This window comes from Tsukamurella soli (genome assembly GCF_039541155.1).
In the GTDB taxonomy this organism is placed as follows: Bacteria; Actinomycetota; Actinomycetes; order Mycobacteriales; family Mycobacteriaceae; genus Tsukamurella; species Tsukamurella soli.
The window spans coordinates 1-23,996 of the sequence record NZ_BAABFR010000002.1; the positions used below are offsets into that span (position 1 = coordinate 1).

Sequence of the window (23,996 nt, forward strand, 5' to 3'; positions counted from 1 at the left end):
CTGGCCGACGCCGCGGTGCCACTCGCCGTGGGGATCGCCGCCGCGGCGGCGCTGGTCCTCGCCGTCGCTCTCGCCGCGCGTGGCGCCGACGTCACCACCCTCGGCGTCCTGATCCTGCTGCCGCTCTCCGCATTCGAGACCGTCACGCCCCTCGCCGACGCCGCCCGGCAGGTACTCCGCTCGGCGGACGCCGCGTCCCGGATCGCGCCGCTGCTCACCGCGCCGCCGGCCAGGCCGCGGGGCCCGTTACCCGCCCCGGCCGAGCCCGTGCTGCGCCTGCGCCACGGCGATGAGGACGTCGAGATCGACTGGTGTGGACGACTCTTCGTCGCCGGGCCGAGCGGCGCGGGCAAGACCACGATGCTCCTCGCGCTCGCCGGGCTCGACGAGCGGGGCGGCACCGTCACCGTCGACGGCCGGCCGTCGACGGACTACGCGGAACCCTCCGCCACCGTCGCGCTGTTCGGCGAGGACGCGCACGTGTTCGCCACCAGTGTCGCCGAGAACTGCCGGGTCGCCACGGGTTCCGCGACGGACGCCGAGATCGAGGCCGCACTGCGGCGGGTCGGGCTGGAGCGGTGGCTCGCCGGCCTGCCCGACGGTGTCGGTACGCTCCTGCCCGACGGTGCCGGGTCCCTGTCCGGCGGCCAGCGGCGGCGGCTGCTGCTCGCGCGGGCGCTGCTGTCGCCCGCCCCCGTCGTCCTCCTGGACGAGCCGGCCGAGCACCTCGACCGCGGCGACGCCGATGCGGTGCTCGCCGACATCCTCGACCCCGCCGGTCTGTTCGCCGGCCGTACCGTGGTGGTCGCGGGCCACCGGCCGCCGCCCGGGGTACCGACAGTCACCGTCGGAGGGGCTTAACGCCGGTACCTGGATCGGCAGGCCCTGTCTCGGCGTGCGCCGGGCGCCTACCGTTGCAGGCATGAGCATTCCGACGATCGAGCTGAACAACGGCGTACAGATCCCGGCGCTGGGGTACGGCGTCTTCCAGACCGCCCCCGACGAGACCGTCACGGCCGTCGAGACGGCGCTGGAGGTGGGCTACCGCCACATCGACACCGCCGCCGCTTATGGCAACGAGCGGGAGGTGGGCGAGGCGATCCGCCGCTCCGGGCTCGCGCGGGACGAGGTGTTCGTCGAGACCAAGGTCTGGATCTCCGACTACGGGTACGACGAGACGCTGCACGCGTTCGACAAGTCGGCCGGCAAGCTGGGGGTCGAGCGGATCGATCTGCTGATCCTGCACCAGGCCCTGCCGGGCGAGTTCGAGAAGACCATCGGCGCCTACCGGGCGCTGGAGCGGCTGTACACCGACGGCCGGGTCCGGGCGATCGGCGTCTCCAACTTCATGCCGCGCCACCTGGACCGGCTGCTACCAGAAGCGCAGGTGGTGCCCGCGGCAGCGGGCGGAGCACGCTGGACGATGTGGTGATCGGCGGGATCGCGGCGGCACACGGGAAGACCCCGGCCCAGGTGATGCTCCGCTGGCACCTCGACGAGGGACGCCAGGTGATCCCGAAGTCCGTGACGCCCAGCCGGATCCGAGAGAACTTCGACGTCTTCGACTTCCGGCTGACCGGCGACGAGCTGTCGGCGATCGACGCTCTCGACACCGGTGTACGCGGCGGCCCGGAGCCCGAGGACGTCACCCTCGCGAGCTTCGGGCGCGAGATCCCGGAAGCCTGAGATCCGAGACGATGTCGAGGCCGACGTGACGTCGAGCCGACCTCGCCGCTGACTGCGGGCGGCGGCGGTCGGGTTCAGGCGCCGCGGATCCCCGCGATCGCGGTGTCGACGGTGAAGCGTGCGTACCGCTCGACGGTCTCCTCGTCGGCGGACCGAAGGGGACCGTTCAGCGCCAGCTCGGCGAAGCCGTGCACCGCGGCCCAGCAGGCCCACGGTGCGTCGACGCGAGCCGCGGGCGTCAGCTCACCCGCGTCGACCATCGCGTCGAGCGCCGCGGTCAGGGCCAGGTAGGGCGGGGCCTGCTCGACTGCATCGGTGGCGGGCGCTCCGATCCCGAAGAACGCGGTGGAGAACCAGCCCGGCTCGGTGAGCGCGAACCGGATGTAGCCCAGGCCCACGGCGCGCAGGCGCTCGGTCGGCGACGTCTCGTCGGTGAGTGGGGCGGCCATACCTTCGGCCATCTGCTTGCCTATGGCGGCAGACACGGCCATGACCAGCGACCTACGGTCGGGAAAGTGTCGATAGGCGGCATTCGGCGTCACGCCCGCGCGGCGGGTGACCTCACGGATGGTGAGCGCGGCGACGCCGCCCGTCCGGGTGACGTCCAGACCGGCGCGCATCATCGCGGCCGGCAGATCGCCGTGGTGGTAGGCCATGTCGTGGTCTCCTCGTAGCCGATGCGTGCGGCGTGAACGTACTGATGCACATCAGGGGTTCACAGTAGGTGACGTGCCGCGGATAAATCCGTTGCCACCGTCCTCGGCGCGGGAGTAGCGTCGCTCGCGTACTACAGAAAGGAGGTGGTCCGAGAAATGGTGAGTTTCAGGATCGAGGAGGTGGCCGCCGCCTGACGGCGGTCGCCCACCTGGAATGACGAGGACCCTCGGGTCGCGTGAGAGCCGCGCGCCCGAGGGTTCTCCGCGTTCTCGGGACCTGTCACGTCTCCGGACCCGTCACGTGTCCGGGCGTGTCAAGTATTCGCGTCGGGGAGATCCCAGGATGATCGGGCATACTGCCCGGCATGGGTAGTGCAGCGAAGTCGGATGGAGCGACCATCTGGATCACCGGGCTCTCCGGCTCGGGCAAGTCGACCGTCGCCGCCGCCGTGAACCGGTTGCTGGCGGACTCGGGGCGGGCCGCGTACCTGCTCGACGGTGACACCCTGCGTACCGGCCTGTGCTCGGACCTGGGCTTCGACAAGGAGTCCCGGACCGAGAACGTCCGTCGCGTCGGCGAGGTGGCCCGGCTGTTCGCCGCGGCGGGCGTGGTCGCTGTGGTGTCCCTGATCAGCCCGTACGCATCCGACCGAGCGCGCGTGCGCGCAGCGCACCGACGTGCCGGCCTGCCGTTCGTGGAGGTGTTCGTCGACACCCCGCTCGCGCGGTGCGAGGAGCGTGACCCCAAGGGGCTGTACGCCCGCGCGCGGGCGGGCGAGCTGCCGCGGTTCACCGGTGTCGACGACCCGTACGAGGTGCCGCTGAACGCCGAGGTGGTGCTGCACCCCGGGGACGGCGCTCCGGAAGACATGGCGCAGCTGGTGGTGGCCGCGCTCGCCGCGCAGTGACGCCAGGCGGGGACGTGGGTCAGCGGAATCGGTCGACGATCGTGCGCAGCGGGCCCATTCGCTTATAGACCCGGCGAAGCGTGGGCCGGGCCCTGTCCGCGAGCGTGGGCTGGGGCAGCGGCATCCTCCGCACCGTCTCGGCGAGGGTGTCGAGCGCCAGCTCGAGCAACTCCTCGTCGGAGGGTGCCGCCGCCGGGCGGCGGGGTGGGACCGGCTCCAGCTCACTCAGGTCGCCCACCACGTCGTAGCCGCGCTCACGGATGACGGCTGCGGCCGCGTGCGCCCGCTCGCGCACCCACGGTGAATGTGCGGGCGGCAGCGCCGGCCTGTCCGGGGCCGGGAGGTCGAACAGCACGGACCCGATCAGGAACTCCTTCACGGCCGCCTCGTACCGCGCCCACTCGATGCGCTCCGGCTGCAGTCGCGTGTTCATCCTGCGCAGCAGCTCGATCTGCGCGGTCGACAGCGCCGCGTTCGAGCCCGGAACGGTCGCGGGGAGGGCGTCGGCGTCGAGCCCGACGGTGGCGGTGAACCTGCGCCACAGCTCGTCGCGCGGCCCGCCCGCGGGCGGAACCGTCACCACGTGGACCCGGTCGGCGGGCAGGCCGCCGGCCCAGGTGTCCAGGACCCGCGGCAGGTCCTGGAACTCCCAGAAGGTGTTCGGCCCGCCCTCCGATTCCGCTGTGGTGGCGAGGAACTCGTCGAACGTGGCGGTCTGCTGGTTCTTCACGTCCTCCTGCCAGGCGGACGGGATCTGGCGGCCGAGGTCTCGGGCCGTGACCACGATGTGCACCTGCGCGAAGGACAGGTCCGCCAGTGCCGCCGCCGCCTGCGGCGCGGTCGCGCTGGCGAACAACTCGTGGGAGATCACCGAGGTACCCGGCCACGCCCGGACCGCGCCCACGAGCCGGTCCCACGCACCGTCGAAGGCCGGATCGACCCAGTCCAGGTAGCGCTCGGGCTGCAGGTGGACCGCGGCGTGGAAGTGGTCGGTGGACCGGTCACCGGGGTACAGCACACCCTGCCGCAGGGCGGCGGAGCGGTTACGCCAGAGGCGATCCTGCAGGTACGTCGTGCCGGTCTTCGGGAGCCCGACATGGAGGAAGACGCGCCGGCCGACCGGATCGGTCGCGCTGGGGAGCACGGGCCGCCTATCCGGCGTATCGGTCGAGCTTGGCGCTCAGCCGGGGCGACAGGCCACCGTCGGGCCCTACCCGCTCCTCGACGTATGCCAGGCTGGCACCGTCCTCGACCAGGCCGTACAGGCGCTTCGATCCCCCCACGAGCGGGCTGGTCTTGGTGCGGATCACGACGTCGGTCGCGAGCTCCCACGCGGTCTGCGAGACGGGGGCGCCGTAGTACAGCTCCACGATTCCGGACGCGTGCGCGACGAGGAACTCGATGGAGTCGTCCTCTCCGATCCGCCAGAAGCCGGATTCGCGCAGGTCGGGCTCGGTGTACGCGCCCTCTTTATCGAGCTTCCACGACCGCGACTCCCAGGACAGGAAGTTCTGCCCGTCGTGGCTCACGATCACCTGCTGGCCGAAGCGGTAGTCGGCACCGTCGTTTCCCTCGCCCTCGCCGCGCCAGATACCGACCAGCGGCAGCAGGCCGAGCAGGCCGGGGTGCAGGTCCGGGCCCTCGCGCAGGTTCGCCGTATCGTCCGGTAGCGGAAGTCCGGGGAGCCCAGGGATGTTGCGCGCGCCCGTGTGCTTCGCGCGCTCGGCGGCGCGGTCCAGGACGCCCGGCTCGAGGGCCTCATCCGCCGCGGTCTCGTCTGCCGGAGTCTCGTCTGCGGGGTGTTGGTCTGCGGTCACGGCGCGGCCTACTGGCCGTCGTGCAGGAGTCGCCAGATCACGAACACGGCGAACCCGAGGATCGCGACCGAGGCCAGGACCAGGAGGATCTCGAATGCAATGACCATGGCTGCAATCGTAGGCCCACGCGCGACGAGGGCGCACGCCCGGGTGGACGTGCGCCCTCGTGTGCGGGATCGCGCTACTTGGCGACCGTGATGTCCTGGTCGAACACGCCGTTGGCGTCGGGGCTCACGGTGATCTCGCCGTTGCCGGCGGGCGAGAGGGCCCGGACGGTCCAGGTGCCGGGGGCGGCGAAGAACCGGAAGTCGCCGGTGCCGGAGGCCACGACCTCCGCGGTGAACTCGCCGGTGCCGTCCAGCAGTCGGACGAACGCGCCGGCGACGGGATTACCGGTGGCGTCGAGGACCTGGCCGGTCAGGACGGTCTCCTTCTCGACGTCGACACCCGCAGGCAGCTTCTGGCCCTGCTTCGGTGCTGCACACATATCTGATCACGCTCCCAGTTCGATCGGCACGCCGACCAGCGAACCGTACTCGGTCCAGCTGCCGTCGTAGTTCTTGACGTTCTTGTGGCCGAGCAGCTCCTGCAGCACGAACCACGTGTGGCTCGATCGCTCGCCGATGCGGCAGTAGGCGATGGTCTCCTTCTCGCCGTCGAGGCCCGCCTCCTTGTACAGCTCGGCCAGATCGGCGTCGGACTTGAAGGTGCCGTCCTCGTTCGCGGCCTTGCTCCAGGGCACGTTGATGGCGCCGGGGATGTGCCCGGGGCGCTGGCTCTGCTCCTGGGGCAGGTGTGCCGGCGCGAGGATCTTGCCGGAGAACTCGTCCGGGCTGCGCACGTCGACCAGGTTCTTGACGTCGATCGCGTCGACGACCTCGTCGCGGAACGCGCGGATCGTGTTGTCGGCCGGCTTCGCCGTGTAGGTGGTGGCCGGGCGCGACACGGTGTCGGTGGACAGCGGGCGGCCGTCCAGCTCCCACTTCTTGCGGCCGCCGTCGAGCAGCTTGACGTTCTCGTGGCCGTACAGCTTGAAGTACCAGTACGCGTAGGCGGCGAACCAGTTGTTGTTGCCGCCGTACAGCACCACGGTGTCGTCGTTCGCGATGCCGCGCTCGGAGAGCAGCTTGCCGAACTGTTCCACGTCGACGAAGTCGCGCTTCACGTGGTCCTGCAGGTCCTGCTTCCAGTCCAGCTTCACGGCCCCGGCGATGTGGCCGGTGTCGTAGGCGCTGGTGTCCTCGTCGACCTCGACCAACACGACCTTGTCGGTGTCGAGGTTCTGCTCAGCCCAGTCTGCGGAGACCAGGACGTCGGAGCGAGCCATTTCGCTTCCCTTTCGTCTTTTCCGTGTGGTGACGTGATGAGACCTGGTGACATATTCGGATGCCGCCCGATCGGGGAGTGCGGCGGCGCGGACCGCGGGTCCTCGCGCCTTAGCGGTGGCCTGCCGATGAGACGGCGCGGGCCAGGGCGGATCAGCCCAGACAGCAACAACCAGCCAGGCGGCACAGATCGACCGCGCGGCGTCGGGTGAGCAGCAGCCCACTGCGGTTGCGCATGCCGATAGGGTACCCGGCGAGAGAGGGGTACGTCACGGGCCCACCCGATAGAAGGCGGCCGGGGTCACCGTCGTGTCCCGCGCGGAGCCGAGCAGCACCACGTCCGCGTTCTCGCCCTCGGCCCCCGTCGCGGTCAGCCCGAACGGCAGCCGCATCGGCGGCAGTGTCTTCGTGAAGGCGGCGAGGACGCGGGGGATGTCGCCCGGGAGTAGGTGGGCGGTCGCGTGGTCCTCGGGGCCTGTGTAGATGCGTGTGGCGCGCACCGACACGGCGTTGTTCACCGCCGAGAAGTCGCAGCTGACCGACACGGTGACCGTGCGCCGCGGGTCGGTCGGTGTCGGAAGGGGGATCTCGCCGGTCAGGATGACGCCGGTCGCCGACTTGACCAGGCCGTCCGCGGGGCCGCCCGCGCCCGCCACGTTCCCGGGGACCGGCGTGTGCACCTGGACGTCGACGATCCCCAGGAGCCGGCCGAAGTCCTTCTGCGCCAGCCGGACCCGCGCGTCGATGACCGCCACGTGCAGCGGAGTATCGGCCGACACCAGGTGCGTCCCCGCCGGCAGGTGCACGTCGTGCAACTCGGCTTCGAGCTGCGCCACCCGCCCGTCACCCACACCGACGTTCGGTACCGCTATCGACACCCGGCGGTAGCGTCCGTCGCGCGCGGCGGTCACGAAGGGAAAACCCGCGATCGTCACCTCGGGGTCGGTCTGGAAGCCCGCCGCAGCCCGGATCGTGCGCGACAGGCGGTACTCCGCGACAGTGGCCGAGCCGAAGTCGAACAGCGTCGCGACGACGATCACCAGCGCGACCGATGCGAGTGACCAGCGCAGCCCCGCGCGACGGCGCGGCACCGTCGGTGGGCGCTGTTGCGAGGCGGTGCGGGTCATCGGGCTATTCTGACACCCGGACAACGTCACTTGTGTACGGCATCTGAGAGGGGGCACGTGGACCTGCTGCTGCTGACCCCGGAGGCGGACCCGGCCGCCGTCGTCCCCGCTCTGTCGCTTCTCGGGCACAGCGTGCGCGCCGTTCCCGCGGACGTCTCGTCGCTGCTCGAGGTCGGTGCAGCGGACGTGGCGCTGGTGGACGCGCGCACCGACCTGGTCGCCGCGCGGGGCCTGTGCCGGCTGCTCGGCACCACCACCGAGTCGGTGCCCGTGGTGGCGATCCTCACCGAAGGCGGCCTCGTCGCCGCCAACGCGGAGTGGGGGCTCGACGACTTCCTGCTGCCCGGCATCGGCCCGGCCGAGCTCGACGCGCGCCTGCGGCTCGTGGTCGCTCGGCGCGGGGGCGCGACAGCTGAGGAGTCGGCCGACAAGATCGCGCTGGGCGAGCTGGTGATCGACGAGGGCACTTACACGGCGCGGCTGCGCGGCCGTCCGCTGGACCTGACGTACAAGGAATTCGAGCTGCTCAAGTACCTCGCGCAGAACGCGGGCCGCGTGTTCACCCGGGCACAGCTGCTGCAGGAGGTGTGGGGGTACGACTTCTTCGGTGGCACCCGTACCGTCGACGTGCACGTGCGGCGGCTCCGGGCCAAGCTGGGCGCGGAGCACGAGTCGCTGATCGGCACCGTGCGCAACGTGGGCTACAAGGCCGTGCGCCCGGCGGGTCGGGGCAAGGGCGAGGACCCCGACGACGAGACCGTGACGGCCGAACTGGACTAGCGGCGCGTCGCCTCTGATGTGGCTGGTATGCGTGATCGGCTGTTGCGGCTCGCGTCGTCCGCGTCATCAGGCGCTTACCGACGATGCGTCCGCTGATCGAACATCCAGACGCTCATCCGGGAGGCGCTTGTCGGTCAGCGTCCGAGCCGTCAGTACGCATCGGCACTTTCCGTAGGTGGCTGCATCGCCGGTAAGCGACCGGCTTCTCCGTTCGATACCGAGGACCGCCCCGGCGACCGAGTGGAGCGGCTGGTGGTGTGTCGCATCGGTGACGACGCGCTACCAGCACCGTCGTGGGCGACCCCGGCCCGGCGTCACGGGCGGCCACGTAGCGTTGCCGTCATGAGTGATGCGACGCGGATCGGGGTGGAGGTCGTGCGTGGCGCGCTGGGCGAGCGCGCGGTGCAGGTGGCGGAGCTGGCTGCGGCGGCGGAGCGCGTCGACGGTGTCGCGCCCCTGTCGGAGCAGTTCCGGATCGCGCTCGACGGTGCGGGGCCGCACGTCTTCGCCGGCGATGGTGCCGGCTACGCGGGCATCGTCACCGCGCCCGGCGGCGGCCCCGCCGCGGTGGAGGCGTTCGTCGACCCGCCCGCCCGCGGTCGGGGGATCGGCCGGGCACTGGTCGTCGCTGCGCTGGACGTCGCGGGTGAGGGTGCCACTGTGTGGGCGCACGGGGACCTGCCCGCCGCCCGCGCCGTCGCCGCGGAGCTCGGCCTGCGCACCGTGCGCGAACTGCTGCAGCTGCGCCGGCCGCTGGGTGGAATTCGGCCCGCCCGCTCCGCTCCCGGCGCCGGGTCCGACCTGCCGGCCGCGCCGCGCGTGCCGGACGGCGTCACCGTCCGCACCTACGCGGGGCCGTCGGACGACGCCGCCCTGCTGGCCGTCAACAACGCGGCGTTCGCGTGGCACCCCGAGCAGGGCGGTTGGGGCCAGGAGCAGATCGATGAGCGCACCGGCTCGGACTGGTTCGACCCGACCGGACTGTTCCTCGCGTTCGCCGACCCCGTCGGCAGCGCGGAGCCGACGCTGCTCGGATTCCACTGGACCAAGGTGCATCCCGCCACCGAAGAGGAGCCCGCACTGGGCGAGGTGTACATCGTGGCCGTAGCGCCCGAGGGCCAGGGCCGCGGCCTCGGCCGCCTGCTCACCGCCCGCGGGCTCGACTACCTCGCTGCGCGCGGGCTCGCGGAGGTCGAGCTGTACGTGGAGGGCGACAACCACGCCGCGCTGCACACGTACCGTCGGCTCGGCTTCACCGAGTACCGCCGGGACGCGGCGTACGCGCGATGACGGGCGCACTTGCTGGGAACCCGCTCACCGGCCGACGATCTTGCGGTACTTGGCGACCGCCGCCTTGTCGAGGAGCTCGGTGACCCGAACGCTGTCCTTGTCGGCCGCAGCCAGCGTCGCGACACCGTGGGTGAAGGCGTTCACTACGGGCATGATGTCAGCGGCGTCTTGGGCGGTATCGGCGTCGATCGCGCCGTCGAGATCGCTGCTTCCCTGCGGATAGGAAGCGCCAGGCCCTGGTGCGAACGGAACGAAGGCGGTCGCCGCCAGCACTGCGTCGGTGTCGACGTAGAAGTCTGCCATGGGGTCAGTATGGCGGTGAGATGCCGAGCATGCACCGCATCGCCGTTCTCGATGCCGCACGGTATGCCATTGTCGGGTATCGGCGAATCAGGGCGTTTGAGATCGGCGTGCTGCTGAGGAAGTGTTGCGATCCCGCTGTCCAGCTTATTAGCGTCTCGTCGATCCCGGGGCGCTGGCCCGAAGGAGTCGGCGGATGGGGCGAAGCGGATGGGAGTAGCAAAGCCGACTGGAAAGTACATCGATGAGCTGATCGGGAGGCATTGGCCGGCGGACGGTCTCGAGGACACCTTGTTCTCCAACGCGACGGTCGAGCACGCCAATGCGCAGATTGCGCATCAGGCCTCTGCCACGCTGATGGATCAGGTGGTCGGTGTGGTCCGGTCCGGGTCGCATGGGCAATGGGTGGATGCCTCGCTGGCATCGAAGCGCCGGTTGGCGACCGAGACGGGTGGCGGCGTGGCGGATTGGTTCACTGCACGCGGATCGCGCCTGGAGCGGTTGTCCCGTCTGGTGTCCGAGACGAAGGTGACGATCGCCGGGATCGCGTCCGAAGCCAACAGCGATCTGGAGTACTGCGCAGCGCTCAAGGCCGTGTGCCAGCAGGATGGGGACAGCGTCGGCGCCGCCGAGATCCAGAGTCTCGCCGACATCACCCTGAGCACGGCACGCCAGCAGATCGCCGACACAGACAGTGCCGCGCGCGCGACCGCCGCCGCCGACCGTGCTCCTGCGGAGCCGCACATCTCGCAGACGGTGTACCCCCACGCCGATCCCGCGACACTCGCGAAAGTTCTCGGCCCCGACGATGTCGTTCAGGCGTCCGTGGGAGCGGGTGGGGTGGGTGGCTTGGGGGCAGCTGGTGTAGGCGCGTGGGTGAAGGCTGGGGAGGGCATCATCGACCGCAAGACCGGCAGGCTGAGGGGCTGGGCACGGTTCCAACAGGAGGTCACCGGGGTCGACCCGGAGTACGCGTACAAAGTTCCCGTCAAGCCGGCGTTGCGCGTGACCGGGGGCCTCAAGTTCGATGGCCACGGATTCGCCAACGGCAAAGAGTTATTCATTGACGCAAAACTCGGCTACGGTAAGCGCCTGCAACAGAGCCTCGACAGCGGCATACTCGACCCCCGCGTAGCTGGAATGCTCGAGCAGATCGAGGATCAGCAGAAGGCATTGGCGCAGAACAAGCTCACCGGGCAGAATTCCAACGTGGAGCATTTGATCGTCTCCAACGACCCTCTGGTGCCCGACCTTCTGCACAAGGTGATGGTGTCGCAGGAGTGGCCAGCGGACAAGATCGCTGCTGTGCGGGTAATGACCCTGGAAGATTTCCGGAAGGAGTTCCCAGACTTCACCCCCACGCAGCCGAGCATCGCGACACCGCCGCTGGCCACCGATCCGGCGGTACCCGGCGCTGCGGGGGCCGGGGTACCGGTCACCGAGGCGGAGACCATCGGGGGAGACCCGAACGCCCTGGCAGCCGAGCTCTTCGGCGGATCGAAATCCGGTGTCATTACCGCCGCAGAGGCGCACGATGATGCAGTCACCAGCGGGATATTCGCGGGGGCTGCGGAGAATGCATCGGAGCTGGAAGCCCAGGCGATGACGCAGGCCATGGCGGAGGGCATGGCCGCCGAGGAGGCGGCAGACGAGTAGGATCCCTGCCTCGCACACCAGACGCTCGCGCCCGCCGCTGCGGGGCCGATAGCCTGACACCGATGGACGCCGTCGGCGACGAAGGAGAGATGGTTCGTTGAGTACGAGGTACGACCCGATGGTGATCGCGGCGCAGTTCTTCGATGAGGCGGCGGATTTCGGTGCGGGTGTGGGGTTGTTGTCGCGGTTGTTGACGGATCTGGCGGTGTTGCCGGGGTGGGCGGGGCCGTGGTGGTTGAGGGGGCCGAGTGGGCGGGGGTATCCGCTGTCGTCGACCGGGTACGAGGACGTGTCCGCGGCGGTGGCGCTGGAGGACGGTACGGACAAGCGCACCCATTGGGCGTTCACCACAGAGGGGATCGAGGTGAAGCTGGGGTTGGGGATCCCGGTCGACCGTACGCCGATCACGCTTTCGGGGATCGACTTCGCGTCGATCGCCAAGGTGGAGATCAATGCGGTGATCAACCCGGTCGCGGCGGAGACCGCGCAGGTTCTCGGTGCCGTGCGGTGTGTGATGCGGGGTCTGCGGGTGGACACGCTCTCCTGCAGGTACAGCTCGAGCTTCGCAACTAGTGCGACTCGCGAGATGCGGTTGTGGGCGCTGGCGGATGCCGGGCTGGTCGCTCGTCCTGTCGATCCGGTGCGGGTGGCGTGGCTGAACGTGTTCCCCACGGAGGGTAATCCGGTGGATCCGGGGAGGCTGCCCGCGTCCGCGACGGTGACGAGGGAGGGTGCGCATACGTGGCTGCGGTTGTGTGAGGATCCGCGCGGGGTGACACCGGCGATGGTGGGCGACGCGTACGAGGCGCTGGGTTACTTGTATCCGCGGGCGGAGCAGCTGGTCGACATCACCGGCCTGGACCGGCAGCGACGCAAGGCGTACGACGGGCCGATCACCGTCGAGCCGCGACATCATGACTCGTGACGGCGCGGACATCGACCGGTACGACCCCGACTACCGGTCGTGGCTGGCCGAGGCGGTGGGCCGCGTGTCGGCCGATGCCAACCGGTCCGCCGACACCCACCTGATCCGGGTGCCGCTGCCCGACGACTGGGGTGTGGACCTCTATCTCAAGGACGAGTCCACGCACATCACCGGCTCCCTCAAGCACCGGCTGGCGCGGTCGCTGTTCCTGTACGCGCTGTGCAACGGGTGGATCCGCCGCGGCACCCCGGTGATCGAGGCTTCCAGCGGGTCGACGGCGGTGTCCGAGGCGTACTTCGCTCGGCTGATCGGCGTCCCGTTCGTAGCCGTGATGTCGCGGTCGACCAGTGCCGAGAAGGTGCGACTCATCGAGTCATATGGCGGTACGTGCCATTTCGTGGACGATCCGAGCGCGGTGTACGACGCGGCCGAGGGGCTGGCGCGCCGTACGGGCGGCCACTACATGGACCAGTTCACCTATGCCGAGCGGGCGACCGACTGGCGCGGCAACAACAACATCGCCGAGTCGATCTTCCAGCAACTCGCGCAGGAACGGTTCCCCGAGCCGTCGTGGATCGTTGCCACGGCCGGTACCGGCGGCACGTCGGCGACCCTCGCCCGCTACGTGCACTACACCCGGCGCGCCACCGGGATCTGCGTTGCCGACCCCGACAACTCCGCCTTCTTCCCCGGTTGGCGCGACGGCGACGCCACCGTGACCACCGCCGTCGGCTCCCGTATCGAGGGCATCGGACGGCAGCGCGTGGAACCGAGCTTCGTCCCGGCCGCGGTGGACCGCATGATGCGGGTGCCCGACGGTGCGGCGATCGCCGCCGTGCACGTCCTGGCGGAGCTGATCGGCAAGCGCGTGGGCGCATCGACGGGTACCGGCCTGTGGGCGGCCCTGCGGATCGTGTCGGAGATGAAGGCGCTGGGGCGGACCGGCAGCGTGGTGTCGCTGATCTGTGACTCAGGTGACCGTTATCTGGACAAATACTATTCGGCCGAGTGGCTGACCGGCAGTGGGATCGACCCGCAGCCGTACGTCGCGCGGCTTCACGAGTTCCTACGAACCGGGGCGTTGTGAATCGCTTGTCGATCAGCGGGTAAAGACTTCATATAGTCCTTCGATATGCTTGGAAATGCCCGCTGACGTGCGATGTTAACCCGCCGTTCATCGCCTGGGGGGCATCCGGACACCCTTCCTCCCTACGTTCGAGCCGACACCACACCGCGTGTACGCCGGCCTGCACCTGCTCCCGGCCGTCGCGGAAACACCCACGGAGGAATCTCGTGACCATCAAGCGTGGACCTGTAGTCGCTGTGGCGGCCGTCGCAGCCCTGACCGTCTCGCTCGCCGCGTGTGGCAGCGACAACAACTCCGCAAGCTCGTCGGGTGCGAGCGGCAGCGCGGGCGCCGCGAGCGGCGTCAAGTGCGACGGCAAGCTCGACCTCAAGGCGAGCGGGTCGACCGCCCAGGCCAACGCGATGACGGTGTTCAAGAACGCCTTCGCGCAGGACTGCAACGGTGCCAACGTCGACTACACCGGCAACGGCTCGGGTCAGGGCATCACCGACTTCACGAGCGGGGTCACCAACTTCGGCGGTTCGGACTCGCCGCTGACCCCCGATCAAGAGAAGGCGGCGTCGGAGAAGTGTGGCTCCGACGCCTACAACCTCCCGTTGGTCTTCGGCCCGATCGCCGTCGCCTACCGGCTGCCCGGCGACGTCCAGATCTCCCTGAGCGCCCCCACCATCGCGAAGATCTTCACCGGCAAGATCACCAAGTGGAACGCGCCCGAGATCGCGGCCGAGAACAAGGGCGTGGCGCTGCCCGACCTGCCGATCACCGTCGTGTTCCGCTCCGATCAGTCGGGGACCACCGACAACTTCCAGAAGTATCTCTCGTCGGCCGCCCCCGCGGACTGGACCAAGGGCGCCGGCAAGACGTTCAACGGGGGCACGGGCCAGGGCGCGAACGGCAACCCGCAGGTCGCGGCCACCGTCAACAAGGCGGAGGGTGCGATCACCTACACGGAGTGGAGCTTCGCGCAGGCCCAGAAGCTCAAGACCGCCGACATCATCACGTCCGCCGGCCCCACCCCGGTCGCACTCGACAGCGACTCCGTCGCCAAGACCATCGCGAACGCGAAGTTCCAGATGCCCGGAGCCAAGAACCTGGTCCTGGACACCACGGCCTTCTACAAGCCGACCACAGCCGGCGCCTACCCGATCGTGCTCGCAACCTACGAGATCGTCTGCTCGAAGTACTCGGACGCCCAGGTGGGTGCCGGCGTCAAGACGTTCCTGTCGGTGGCGGCGAACTCGGCCGTGCAGTCTCAGCTGACCGGCGAGGGTTACGCACCGATCCCCGATTCCTTCCGCACCACGCTCCAGGCCTCGATCGACTCGATCCACTAACACGTGGGCGCAGGGCCGACTGAGACACTGAGACAGCGAAGGGGTTGGGCCGTTCATGGTCGACCGACGGGAGACGTCAAGCGCAGGGGGTGCGGTGCAGCCGGAACCGCGGGTCGACGATGACGGGGGTGAGGATGACAGGGGTGGGATCGAGCGCGACCTGACGGCGGGCGCCGGTGCGACGCCCGCCCTCGCGCGGCGCAGGAGCGGCCTCAGCGGCGAGTCGGCGTTCAAGTGGCTCACTTACGCGGCCGGGATCCTGCTGATCGTCGTGATCGCCGGCATCTTCACCACGCTCGTCGTGCAGGCGGTGCCGTCGACCGCGAAGGACCACACGAACTTCCTCACCAGCTCGGAGTGGAACACGAGCGATCCGCACGACATGCGGTTCGGCATCCTCGAACTGCTCAAGATCACCGTCATGGCCTCGGTGATGGCGCTGATCGTCGCGGTACCGGTCGCCGTCGGCATCGCGACCTTCCTGGTGCAGTACGTGCCGCCGCGGCTGTCTCGGGTGTTGGGGGCCGTCGTCGACCTGCTGGCCGCGGTGCCGTCGATCATCTTCGGCCTGTGGGGCATCCTGGTCCTGGCACCCTGGATGGTGCCTTTCCAACAGTGGCTGAACACCCACCTGAGCTGGATCTTCCTGTTCAAGACCGGCAACGTCGAGATCGCGCTCGGCAGCACGGTCTTCACCGCGGGAGTGGTGCTGGCGATCATGATCCTGCCCATCATCACGTCGATCAGCCGCGAGGCGTTGCGGCAGGCACCGGTCGCGCACCAGGAGGCCGCGCTGGCCCTCGGCGCGACCAAGTGGGAGATGATCCGGCTGACGGTGCTGCCCTACGGCCGCAGCGGCATCGTCGCCGGGGCGATGCTCGCGCTGGGCCGGGCGCTGGGCGAGACGATCGCGGTGCTGATCATCCTGAACGCCGCGACGAAGGACTCCATCTGGTCGCTGTTCGACAGCGGCTACACCTTCGCCTCCAAGATCGCCTCCGCCGCTACGGAGTTCTCAGACCCGGACACCCGCGGCGCCTACATCGCCGCCGGCCTCGTGCTGTTCCTGCTCACGTTCGTCGTGAACGCGGTCGCCCGCTGGATCGGCGGGGGACGGGTCAACGGATGAGCGCCACCGACTTCGCCGCCGCGGTCAAGCCGGGCGCCACCTTCCACAAGACCTCGCTGCGGCGGCGCCTGACCAACGACATCGCCGCCGTGCTCTTCGGAGTGTGTTTCCTGCTGGCCGTGGCCCCGCTGATCTCGCTGCTGTACATGGTGATCAGCAAGGGCATGGCGGCCGTTGTGAAGCCGCACTGGTGGACCCACTCGATGTACCGGGTCTCCCCGTCGTCCTACGACGGCGGCGTCTACCACGCGATCTTCGGCTCGCTCGCGCAGGCGCTCATCGCGGCCCTGATCAGCGTGCCGGTCGGGATCCTGGTCGGCGTGTTCCTGGTCGAGTACGGGGCGGGCACCCGGCTCGGCCGTGTGACCACGTTCATGGTCGACGTGCTCGCGGGTATCCCGTCGATCGTCGCGACCCTGTTCATCTACGGCGTCTGGATCACCACGCTCGGGCTGCCACAGAGCGCGTTCGCGGTCTGCCTCGCCCTGATCCTGCTGATGATCCCCGTGGTGGTGCGGTCGACGGAGGAGATGCTCAAACTGGTCCCCAACGACCTGCGTGAGGCGTCGTACGCCCTCGGCGTGCCCAAGTGGAAGACGATCACGGCGATCGTGCTGCCGACCGCCGCGTCGGGCATGGTGTCGGGTGTGTTCCTGGCGATCGCCCGCGTGGTCGGCGAGACCGCGCCGGTGCTGCTGCTGGTGGGGGTGAGCGACAAGATCAACACCAACGTCTTCGACGGCAACATGTCCTCCCTGCCGCTGTTCATCTACCAGCAGTTCAGCAGCAACCCGGGGCCGGCGGGCCAGTACCGCGAGTGGGGCGCAGCGCTCACGCTGGTGATCCTCGTGGCCGTCGCGAGCGCGCTCGCCGCTGTCATCTCCAGGCTCATCGCACCGAAGACGAAGTAGCTCCCGGGCGACTGCACACGGCGGTCAGGTACGCCCGGGCGCCCCCATACCGAGGAAGAAGACAAAGGGATGGCCAAGCGGCTCGATCTCGAGGATGTCAACATCTACTACGGTGCGTTCCACGCCGTGCAGGACGTGTCGCTGGTGGTGCCGCCCAACAGCGTCACCGCGTTCATCGGCCCGTCCGGCTGCGGCAAGTCGACCGTGCTGCGCTCGATCAACCGCATGCACGAGGTCACGCCGGGCGCGCGCGTCGACGGTCGGATCACCCTCGACGGCGAGGACATCTACGGCGCCGGCGTCGACCCGGCGGGTGTCCGCAAGACGATCGGCATGGTGTTCCAGCGGCCCAACCCGTTCCCCACCATGTCGATCCGCGACAACGTCGTGGCCGGCCTGCGGCTGCAGGGTGTGCGCGGCAAGTCGACCCTCGACGATGTCGCCGAGTCGTCGCTGCGCGGCGCCAACCTCTGGGACGAGGTCAAGGACCGCCTCGGCAAGCCCGGCGGCGGCCTGTCCGGTGGTCAGCAGCAGCGACTGTGCATCGCCCGCGCCATCGCCGTCAGCCCCGACGTGCTGCTGATGGACGAGCCCTGCTCGGCGCTCGACCCGATCTCGACGCTCGCGATAGAGGACCTGATCGGCGAGCTCAAGAAGCAGTACACGATCGTCATCGTCACGCACAACATGCAGCAGGCGGCCCGCGTCTCCGACACCACGGCATTCTTCAACCTCGAGGCGACCGGCAAGCCGGGGCAGCTGATCGAGATCAACAACACGGAGAAGATGTTCTCCAACCCCGACGAGCGCGCGACCGAGGACTACATCTCGGGCCGGTTCGGGTAGGTCGACTCGAGGCGCCGAGGAGTAGAGAGCGTCGCCTCGCTGGGGTCCGCCCCTCGCCCCGAGGGGCTCGGCACTGCAGAATCGCTCGACGTCCCGCTCCACCTCTCGGCTTCGGACACCGTGTGCCGATAGGGTGGACCGGTGATCGAACGGCGTACGACGGTGCTTCCCGGCGATCGCGTCGTCGCGCGGGTCCGCGGCCTCGTCGTGGTGATCGACGCGTCTGCCGCGGATGCGCCGGCCGCGGTTCCCGCCCTACTCTCGGCACTCGGCGGCGCTGCGCCGCGGGCGGACTGGGTCGACGTGATCGCCAGGGCCGCCGCGCCGGGTCTGTCCTTCGGCGCGGTCGAGCACGTGGGCTCCGACGTCCGTGTCGCGCTCGCCGGCGCAGGTACCACCATCGCGATATTCGCGACACCCGGCGACGTCGCTCCCGAGCACGTGCTGACCGGCGCCGACGGTCCCGGCCCGATCGAGCGGGTCGCGACCCTCGCACCCGGGAACGTGGTCACCGTCACCGTCGGGCCCCCGTCGCCGCCCGCAGGGGCGTGTCGCCCCACCTCGCTGGCCCTGTACGACGGTGCCGTGCCCGGCTCCGGTGTGGTCGTGTGGCAGCCCCCGGTGGGAGTTCCGCGCGCGACCGGTCCGCAGGCCGGGCCCAAGTCCGAACCGTTCCCCGTGGTGCGCCCCGTCGACCCGGTGCCGAGTCTGCCGCCGGAGCAGCCCGACCCGGTCGAGGGTGCGGCGGGCCGCGTGCGCCTGACGGTTCCCGTCCCGGATGCGCCGGCCACGGCTGCCCAGGAGTCGCTACCGCCCGGCGCGGACCCCGCGGACGTGCCGGGTGCCGAGCCGGGCCCCGGGGACAAGTCCTTCGCACCGACCGACATGGACCTCGCCGCGGTGGGCAGCGGCGAGCGGGCGACCATATCAGGCCCGCTCGTGACCGGGCGCCGCTGCGCCTTCGGCCACCTCAACGCACCCGACGCGGCGTTCTGCACGCGCTGCGGGGCGCTGGTCGACAAGAGTGCTCTCACGGAGACGGGGCCGCGGCCGCCGCTCGGCACGCTCGTTGCCGACGACGGCTCGGCCTACGTCCTGCAGACCGACGTGGTGATCGGCCGGGACCCGGCTCCGTTCCTGGACCGCCGCGGCGGCCGGGCCGCCGACGGTGTCGGCCGCGCCGTGGGCATCGCGCTGTCGGACCGCACGGGTGCGCTGTCGCGCGCGCACCTCGAGCTGCGGCTGGACGGGTGGACGATCCTGGCGGTGGACGTGGGATCGGCGAACGGCACCTGGGTGCGGCCGCCCGGGGTACCGGCTCCGTTCCCGCTGGCGCCGAGGCAGCCGGTCGCGTTGGCGATCGGCTCCGAGATCCACATCGGCGGCCGGGTTCTGGTACTGCAGGCCAACGACGGCGGCTGAGCCGCGCCGATCCGAAGTGCGCGGTCGGACGGCGTCGGGCTCAGTTCTCGTCGGGCACGACGCCGGTCGACTGGAACACCACGCGGCGTCCCACCGCGACGGCGTGGTCGGCGAACCGCTCGTAGTAGCGCCCGAGCAGGGTGACGTCGACGGCGGCTGCGACGCCGTGCTTCCAATCGCGGTCCATCAGTACCGTGAACAGGTGCCGGTGCAGGTCGTCCATCGCGTCGTCCTGCTCCTCGATCTCCGCGGCCTGGTGCGGGTCCTGGGTCAGCAGGACCTCACGGGCGGAGTAGGCGAGTTCGACGGCGAGCCTGCCCATTTCGGCGAAGTACCCGTTGACCTCCTCGGGCAGGGCCCGCTTCGGGTGCCGGCGCCGGGCCACCTTCGCGACGTGCAGGGCCAGCGCCCCCATGCGGTCGACGTCGGCGACGATCTGGAAGCCGGACACCACCACGCGCAGGTCGCCGGCGACGGGGGCCTGCAGGGCGAGGAGAGTGAAGGCCTCCTCCTCTGCGCGCTTCGAGAGCTTCCGGATCTCGTCGTGCTCGGTGATGACCTCTTCCGCGATCGCGAGGTCGGCCTGCAGCAGCGCGTTGGTGGCCTTCTCCATCGCGACGCCGGAACGCCCGCAGATATCGCCCAATGTGTCGTTGAAGGCACCCATCTGCTGGATGTACGCGGTACGCATGTGCGGAGTATATCCGCGTGGTGATGTGGCCCCCGCCACCGCCGACCCCACCCGGTGAACATCGGATGAACTGCGCGTATGCCCGGTTCGGCGGGTCGCGCGCACGGTGGGTGGTCCCGCTCGCCGGTGGCTACCCGCCGGAGTGCGGCAGGCCCGCCTCGGCGTCGGCGTCGGGTGAGGCGTCGTCGTACGGGTCGTCGAGCCAGCCCTCGGGGAGCACCACCTTGCCGGGGGTGCCCTGCCGACCGCGCGGGCCCTCGGCGTCGGGCGGGAACGGCACCGTCGGGTCCAGGGTGTCGAGCAGCTGCCGCAGCTGCGCCAGCCGCTCGACCCGGGCCAGCTCGACCCGCAGATCCGAGCCGGCCGGGAAGCCGCGCATGTACCAGGCGACGTGCTTGCGGATCTCCCGCATGCCCTTGTCCTCGCCGTGGTGTGCCGCGAGCAGCTCGCCGTGCCGGTACATGATCGCGGCCACCTCCCCGAGGTCCGGGGGAGTGGGGATCGGGGTGCCACTCAGCGCTGCGGACAGCTCGGAGAACAGCCACGGCCGGCCCAGGCAGCCGCGGCCGATCACCACGCCGTCGCAGCCGGTGCGGTCCATCATCGCCACGGCGTCGTCGGCCGAGAAGATGTCGCCGTTGCCGAGGACGGGGATCGCGTCGCCGAACCGGTCGTGCATGTGGTCCTTGAGCCGCGCGATCTCGCCCCAGTCGGCCTGGCCGGAATAGCGCTGGGCGGCTGTGCGGGCGTGCAGGGCGACGGCGACGGCCCCCCGCTCGGCCGCGATCCGGCCGGCGTCGAGGTGGGTGTGGTGTTCGTCGTCGATGCCGACGCGGAACTTGACGGTGACCGGTATGTCCGTGCCCGCGACGCCGCGGACGGCGGCGTCGACGATGCGCGCGAACAGGTTGCGCTTGTAGGGCAGCGCCGACCCGCCGCCGCGCCGGGTGACCTTGGGGACGGGGCAGCCGAAGTTCATGTCGAGGTGGTCGGCGAGGCCCTCGTCGGCGATCATCCGCGCCGCCGCGTAGGTGTACTCGGGGTCCACGGTGTACAGCTGCAGCGAGCGCGGGTTCTCGTCGGGACCGAACGTGGTCATGTGCATGGTGACGGGGTGGCGTTCGACGAGGGCGCGCGCGGTCACCATCTCGCACACGTACAGGCCGGCGACGGTGCCGGAGCGCTGGAGCTCGAGCTCCCGGCACAGGGTGCGGAAGGCGACGTTGGTGACACCGGCCATCGGCGCGAGCACGACGGGGCTGGCCAGCTCGAACGGGCCGATCCGCACGCGGGGCCGCGTCGTGGTCTCGGTGGTCACGTGATCATCTTCCTTCCAACGCACTCACCTCCTGATATCGCGGAGATATCAGGAGGTGTCGGTGCTCATCGGCGCAGGGTCAGGCGCTGGCGGCGGCCATCTCGCGCTTCTTGGCCTCGCGGGCCAGGGAGCGGTCGCGCATCTCTTCGAATCGGGTCGCCTGCTGGTCGAGTTCCTCGAGGAACACGGCGAGCTCCTCGCGGGTCTTCTGGCCCTCGGGGCCGAAGTCGTCGCGCTCGAAGATCTTCCACTTCTTGAGGACGGGCATGACGACCTCCTCGCGGTGCTGGCGCAGGTCGTAGATGCCGTGCTTGGCCATCAGGACGCCGTTCCGGCGGAAATCAGGCATCCCGGCGCCAGGCATCTCGAAGTTCATGATCGTGTCGGTGATCGCCCGGATCGCCTGGTCGGGGACCAGGTCCAGGCCGGCTGCGCTGATGTTCCGGTAGAAGATCATGTGCAGGTTCTCGTCGGCGGCGATGCGCTGCAGCATCTTGTCGGCGATGGGGTCGTTGCACGCCTTGCCGGTGTTGCGGTGGCTGACGCGGGTCGCCAGCTCCTGGAACGTCACGTACGCGACGGAGTGCAGCATGTTCATCGGCTCGTCGGTGTGCTCCGCGACCTTGCCCTGCGGGTTCCAGCCGTTGGTCATGTGGATCATGCGAGCCTCTTCGAGCTTCACCGGATCCACGCCGCGCGTCACCACGAGATAGTCGCGCATGACGATGCCGTGCCGGTTCTCCTCGGAGGTCCAGCGGCCGACCCAGTGGCCCCACGCGTGGTCCATGGAGAAGTTGTCGGCGATCTCCCGGTGGTACGTCGGGAGGTTGTCCTCGGTGAGCAGATTGGTGATCATCGCGGCCTTGGCGACCTCGCCGAGCCGGCTCTGCTCGGGGTCGTAGTCGGTGCCACCGAGGGCTGCGAAGTTCTTGCCGTCCTCCCACGGGATGTAGTCGTGGGGGCTCCAGTCCTTGGCCATCGAGAGGTGTCGGTCGACTTCCTTCTCGGCCACCCCGGACAGCTCCTGGAGCAGCTCGAGTTGGGTCAGGTGACGGGTCGTCATTCTTCCTCCGGACATGCTTGACGCCATTCGGTCGTATCTGGACACGGTACGCGACTCGCGAAACCGTCTCAAACAGCTGTGACCGGGCCCGCGCGTGTCGCGGGCCTGGTCACAGGGTGTGCGCGGGTCTCAGGAGGCCGCCGCGGCGCGCTTCTTGGCCTCGCGGGCCAGGGAGCGGTCGCGCATCTCCTCGAACCGGGTCGCCTGGTGGTCGAGCTCCTCGACGAACACGGCGAGCTCCTCGCGGGCCTTCTCACCGTCGGGGCCGAAGTCGTTGCGGTCGAAGATCTTCCACTTCTTGAGGACGGGCATAACGACCTCCTCGCGGTGCTGGCGCAGGTCGTAGATGCCGTGCTTTGCCATCAGGACGCCGTTGCGTCGGAAGTCCGGCATGCCGAGGCCGGGCATCTGGAAGTTGAGCAGGATGTCCGCGATCGCGCGCAGAGCCTGGTCGGGTGCGAGGTCGATCGCCGCCTGGCAGATGTTGCGGTAGAAGATCATGTGCAGGTTCTCGTCGGCGGCGATGCGCTGCAGCATCTTGTCGGCGATGGGGTCGTTGCACGCCTTGCCGGTGTTGCGGTGGCTGACCCGGGTCGCCAGCTCCTGGAAGGTGACGTATGCGACGACATGCAGCAGGCTGCGCGCGTACGGATCGACCTCCTGGTCGCCGATCCGCTCGCCGACGTGGCCCTCGGAGGTCACGCCGTTGCCCATGTGGATCATCCGGAACTCTTCGAGCTGCACGGGGTCGACGGCCCGCGTCACCGTCAGGTAGTCCCGCATGACGATGCCGTGCCGGTTCTCCTCGGCCGTCCAGCGCCCGACCCAGTGGCCCCAGGCGTGATCCATGGAGAAGTTCTCGGAGATCTCACGGTGGTAGCTGGGGAGGTTGTCCTCGGTGAGGAGGTTTGTGATCATCGCCGCGCGTGCGACGTCGGACAGCCGACTCTGGGACGGGTCGTAGTCCTGTCCGCCCAGGGTGGCGAAGTTGCGCCCCTCGTCCCACGGCACGTAGTCGTGCGGGTTCCAGTCCTTCGCCATCGACAGGTGACGGTTGACGTTGGCTTCCGCGACACCGGACAACTCGCTCAAGATCTCGAGCTGGGTCAATGTTCGCTGCATTTATCCTCCGTCGCGCGATTGGTCGCCTCCCGATGCTACTAGGTGATCCTTACCGGATCACCCCTGCTTTATTCCCAGATGCTGCGAATGTCGCGAATGCGACTCGTTCGGCGGCGGGCGCCGTCGGGATGCACGTGTCTCCTGGCCTTCGTCGAGCGGTCATCTGTTCGTTACCGATCGGCGGTATGAGGTTCGTCTCACCATCGCTCGAATGCTGGACGTCGTTGTGCGTGACGCCGACCACTCGACGTACCCGCCACGTGGGGGCGATCCGCGGATGCCGCGCCCCCCTCGCCGAGATCCGGAGTCGCGGCGCACCTTCGGGCGTGGAACGACCCGCCGTTCCCGTCGTTCCTGCCGTTCACGCTGCCCGACCTCGTCCGGCTCCCCGGGTCACCTGACGCCGATCGGTCGACGACGTGGGGCTCCGTTCCGCAGGCCGGTCCACGGCCGGTCGCGGCCCGGCGGCGGCCGTTCCCCGTGACCTCCTCCCCGGTCGGGGCGACCGAAGTGTGGTGTCTGTCACGTTCGCATCCACCATGTCGGATCGAGGGTTGACACCCAGCGGTAATGAGAGATGATATCAATAGATACAAACTCTCA

Annotated in this window: 23 protein-coding genes and 2 pseudogenes; 13 read left to right on the top strand and 12 right to left on the bottom strand. The window is 69.6% G+C overall.

What is annotated here, in order from left to right:
* Together ABD908_RS00740 and ABD908_RS00745 are read left to right on the top strand one after the other, a co-directional pair.
* Nucleotides 1–861: ATP-binding cassette domain-containing protein (locus ABD908_RS00740; RefSeq protein WP_344989504.1), on the top strand; the 861-nt coding region annotated here is incomplete at its 5' end.
* A gap of 61 nt (nt 862–922) precedes the next feature.
* Nucleotides 923–1,686, top strand: a pseudogene (locus tag ABD908_RS00745) (aldo/keto reductase).
* Nucleotides 1,687–1,760: 74 nt separating this feature from the next.
* Here the strand turns inward: ABD908_RS00745 and ABD908_RS00750 are convergent.
* Nucleotides 1,761–2,342, bottom strand: a complete 582-nt coding sequence (locus ABD908_RS00750) for a TetR/AcrR family transcriptional regulator (protein ID WP_344989507.1) — start codon at nt 2,340–2,342, stop codon at nt 1,761–1,763.
* A 389-nt stretch (nt 2,343–2,731) separates the two neighbouring features.
* On the opposite strand from ABD908_RS00750, the pseudogene cysC reads away from it, so the two are divergent.
* Nucleotides 2,732–3,250 (top strand): annotated as a pseudogene (cysC, locus tag ABD908_RS00755) (adenylyl-sulfate kinase); the annotation flags it as partial.
* A 19-nt stretch (nt 3,251–3,269) separates the two neighbouring features.
* Here the strand turns inward: cysC and ABD908_RS00760 are convergent.
* From ABD908_RS00760 to ABD908_RS00780, 6 genes are all read right to left on the bottom strand, one after another.
* Nucleotides 3,270–4,394, bottom strand: coding sequence for a sulfotransferase family protein (locus ABD908_RS00760; protein ID WP_344989509.1), 1,125 nt, complete (start codon nt 4,392–4,394; stop codon nt 3,270–3,272).
* Nucleotides 4,395–4,401: 7 nt separating this feature from the next.
* Entirely contained in the window at nt 4,402–5,103 is a 702-nt protein-coding gene (locus ABD908_RS00765) for a heme-binding beta-barrel domain-containing protein (protein ID WP_385924539.1), read from the bottom strand.
* 145 nt (nt 5,104–5,248) lie between these two features.
* Entirely contained in the window at nt 5,249–5,554 is a 306-nt protein-coding gene (locus ABD908_RS00770) for a DUF1416 domain-containing protein (RefSeq protein ID WP_344989512.1), read from the bottom strand.
* A gap of 6 nt (nt 5,555–5,560) precedes the next feature.
* Nucleotides 5,561–6,394, bottom strand: coding sequence for a sulfurtransferase (locus ABD908_RS00775; RefSeq protein ID WP_344989515.1), 834 nt, complete (start codon nt 6,392–6,394; stop codon nt 5,561–5,563).
* Nucleotides 6,395–6,545: 151 nt separating this feature from the next.
* Nucleotides 6,546–6,629 carry a putative leader peptide gene (locus ABD908_RS27535; protein ID WP_385924536.1) on the bottom strand — a complete coding sequence of 28 codons (84 nt, stop codon included), beginning with the start codon at nt 6,627–6,629 and terminating at the stop codon, nt 6,546–6,548.
* A 32-nt stretch (nt 6,630–6,661) separates the two neighbouring features.
* Nucleotides 6,662–7,519 (bottom strand): LmeA family phospholipid-binding protein, encoded by an 858-nt coding sequence (locus tag ABD908_RS00780; RefSeq protein ID WP_344989518.1) that lies wholly within the window; start codon nt 7,517–7,519, stop codon nt 6,662–6,664.
* Between the two features lie 57 nt (nt 7,520–7,576).
* On the opposite strand from ABD908_RS00780, the gene ABD908_RS00785 reads away from it, so the two are divergent.
* Together ABD908_RS00785 and mshD are read left to right on the top strand one after the other, a co-directional pair.
* Entirely contained in the window at nt 7,577–8,299 is a 723-nt protein-coding gene (locus ABD908_RS00785; protein ID WP_344989520.1) for a winged helix-turn-helix transcriptional regulator, read from the top strand.
* A gap of 342 nt (nt 8,300–8,641) precedes the next feature.
* Nucleotides 8,642–9,589: a mycothiol synthase gene (mshD, locus tag ABD908_RS00790; RefSeq protein ID WP_344989523.1), complete on the top strand. Its 948-nt coding sequence runs from the start codon at nt 8,642–8,644 to the stop codon at nt 9,587–9,589.
* 24 nt (nt 9,590–9,613) lie between these two features.
* Here the strand turns inward: mshD and ABD908_RS00795 are convergent, their stop codons facing one another.
* Complete coding sequence (locus ABD908_RS00795) at nt 9,614–9,892, bottom strand: hypothetical protein (RefSeq protein WP_344989525.1); 279 nt, start codon at nt 9,890–9,892, stop codon at nt 9,614–9,616.
* Nucleotides 9,893–10,099: 207 nt separating this feature from the next.
* Here ABD908_RS00795 and ABD908_RS00800 point away from each other — a divergent pair, with 207 nt between their 5' ends.
* From ABD908_RS00800 to ABD908_RS00835, 8 genes are all read left to right on the top strand, one after another.
* Nucleotides 10,100–11,545, top strand: a complete 1,446-nt coding sequence (locus ABD908_RS00800) for a Tox-REase-5 domain-containing protein (RefSeq protein WP_344989528.1) — start codon at nt 10,100–10,102, stop codon at nt 11,543–11,545.
* A 97-nt stretch (nt 11,546–11,642) separates the two neighbouring features.
* Nucleotides 11,643–12,470 (top strand): hypothetical protein, encoded by an 828-nt coding sequence (locus tag ABD908_RS00805; RefSeq protein WP_344989531.1) that lies wholly within the window; start codon nt 11,643–11,645, stop codon nt 12,468–12,470.
* A complete protein-coding gene (locus ABD908_RS00810) occupies nt 12,460–13,557 on the top strand; it encodes a PLP-dependent cysteine synthase family protein (RefSeq protein WP_344989534.1) in 1,098 nt (365 codons plus the stop codon). Before ABD908_RS00805 ends, ABD908_RS00810 begins: the two co-directional genes overlap by 11 nt.
* Nucleotides 13,558–13,763: 206 nt before the next feature.
* Nucleotides 13,764–14,891 (top strand): phosphate ABC transporter substrate-binding protein PstS, encoded by a 1,128-nt coding sequence (gene pstS / locus ABD908_RS00815; RefSeq protein WP_344989537.1) that lies wholly within the window; start codon nt 13,764–13,766, stop codon nt 14,889–14,891.
* A 55-nt stretch (nt 14,892–14,946) separates the two neighbouring features.
* Complete coding sequence (gene pstC, locus ABD908_RS00820; RefSeq protein WP_385922783.1) at nt 14,947–16,020, top strand: phosphate ABC transporter permease subunit PstC; 1,074 nt, start codon at nt 14,947–14,949, stop codon at nt 16,018–16,020.
* Nucleotides 16,017–16,931 carry a phosphate ABC transporter permease PstA gene (gene pstA, locus ABD908_RS00825; RefSeq protein ID WP_344989542.1) on the top strand — a complete coding sequence of 305 codons (915 nt, stop codon included), beginning with the start codon at nt 16,017–16,019 and terminating at the stop codon, nt 16,929–16,931. Before pstC ends, pstA begins: the two co-directional genes overlap by 4 nt.
* Before the next feature lie 69 nt (nt 16,932–17,000).
* Nucleotides 17,001–17,777 (top strand): phosphate ABC transporter ATP-binding protein PstB, encoded by a 777-nt coding sequence (gene pstB, locus ABD908_RS00830; RefSeq protein ID WP_344989545.1) that lies wholly within the window; start codon nt 17,001–17,003, stop codon nt 17,775–17,777.
* Between the two features lie 141 nt (nt 17,778–17,918).
* Entirely contained in the window at nt 17,919–19,199 is a 1,281-nt protein-coding gene (locus ABD908_RS00835; RefSeq protein WP_344989548.1) for an FHA domain-containing protein, read from the top strand.
* 40 nt (nt 19,200–19,239) lie between these two features.
* On the opposite strand, the gene phoU is transcribed toward ABD908_RS00835, so the two are convergent.
* The 4 genes from phoU to ABD908_RS00855 all read right to left on the bottom strand — a co-directional run bounded on the left by phoU (nt 19,240) and on the right by ABD908_RS00855 (nt 23,393).
* Nucleotides 19,240–19,890 (bottom strand): phosphate signaling complex protein PhoU, encoded by a 651-nt coding sequence (gene phoU, locus ABD908_RS00840; protein ID WP_344989550.1) that lies wholly within the window; start codon nt 19,888–19,890, stop codon nt 19,240–19,242.
* Nucleotides 19,891–20,020: 130 nt separating this feature from the next.
* Nucleotides 20,021–21,208 carry a tRNA dihydrouridine synthase DusB gene (dusB, locus tag ABD908_RS00845; protein ID WP_344989552.1) on the bottom strand — a complete coding sequence of 396 codons (1,188 nt, stop codon included), beginning with the start codon at nt 21,206–21,208 and terminating at the stop codon, nt 20,021–20,023.
* 79 nt (nt 21,209–21,287) lie between these two features.
* Complete coding sequence (locus tag ABD908_RS00850) at nt 21,288–22,271, bottom strand: acyl-ACP desaturase (protein ID WP_344989554.1); 984 nt, start codon at nt 22,269–22,271, stop codon at nt 21,288–21,290.
* A gap of 129 nt (nt 22,272–22,400) precedes the next feature.
* On the bottom strand, nt 22,401–23,393 hold the full coding sequence (locus tag ABD908_RS00855; protein ID WP_344989556.1) for an acyl-ACP desaturase: 993 nt from the start codon (nt 23,391–23,393) through the stop codon (nt 22,401–22,403).
* Nucleotides 23,394–23,996 lie beyond the last annotated feature (603 nt).

Bases quoted from the DNA above. Each gene is read 5' to 3' on its own strand.
- pstA (WP_344989542.1), top strand. From the start codon at position 16,017: ATGAGCGCCACCGACTTCGCCGCCGCGGTCAAGCCGGGCGCCACCTTC.
- ABD908_RS27535 (WP_385924536.1), bottom strand. From the start codon at position 6,629: ATGCGCAACCGCAGTGGGCTGCTGCTCACCCGACGCCGCGCGGTCGAT.
- pstB (WP_344989545.1), top strand. From the start codon at position 17,001: ATGGCCAAGCGGCTCGATCTCGAGGATGTCAACATCTACTACGGTGCG.
- ABD908_RS00810 (WP_344989534.1), top strand. From the start codon at position 12,460: ATGACTCGTGACGGCGCGGACATCGACCGGTACGACCCCGACTACCGG.
- ABD908_RS00775 (WP_344989515.1), bottom strand. From the start codon at position 6,394: ATGGCTCGCTCCGACGTCCTGGTCTCCGCAGACTGGGCTGAGCAGAAC.
- phoU (WP_344989550.1), bottom strand. From the start codon at position 19,890: ATGCGTACCGCGTACATCCAGCAGATGGGTGCCTTCAACGACACATTG.
- ABD908_RS00855 (WP_344989556.1), bottom strand. From the start codon at position 23,393: ATGCAGCGAACATTGACCCAGCTCGAGATCTTGAGCGAGTTGTCCGGT.
- ABD908_RS00770 (WP_344989512.1), bottom strand. From the start codon at position 5,554: ATGTGTGCAGCACCGAAGCAGGGCCAGAAGCTGCCTGCGGGTGTCGAC.
- ABD908_RS00850 (WP_344989554.1), bottom strand. From the start codon at position 22,271: ATGACGACCCGTCACCTGACCCAACTCGAGCTGCTCCAGGAGCTGTCC.
- ABD908_RS00750 (WP_344989507.1), bottom strand. From the start codon at position 2,342: ATGGCCTACCACCACGGCGATCTGCCGGCCGCGATGATGCGCGCCGGT.
- mshD (WP_344989523.1), top strand. From the start codon at position 8,642: ATGAGTGATGCGACGCGGATCGGGGTGGAGGTCGTGCGTGGCGCGCTG.
- ABD908_RS00795 (WP_344989525.1), bottom strand. From the start codon at position 9,892: ATGGCAGACTTCTACGTCGACACCGACGCAGTGCTGGCGGCGACCGCC.
- ABD908_RS00780 (WP_344989518.1), bottom strand. From the start codon at position 7,519: ATGACCCGCACCGCCTCGCAACAGCGCCCACCGACGGTGCCGCGCCGT.
- ABD908_RS00800 (WP_344989528.1), top strand. From the start codon at position 10,100: ATGGGAGTAGCAAAGCCGACTGGAAAGTACATCGATGAGCTGATCGGG.
- pstC (WP_385922783.1), top strand. From the start codon at position 14,947: ATGGTCGACCGACGGGAGACGTCAAGCGCAGGGGGTGCGGTGCAGCCG.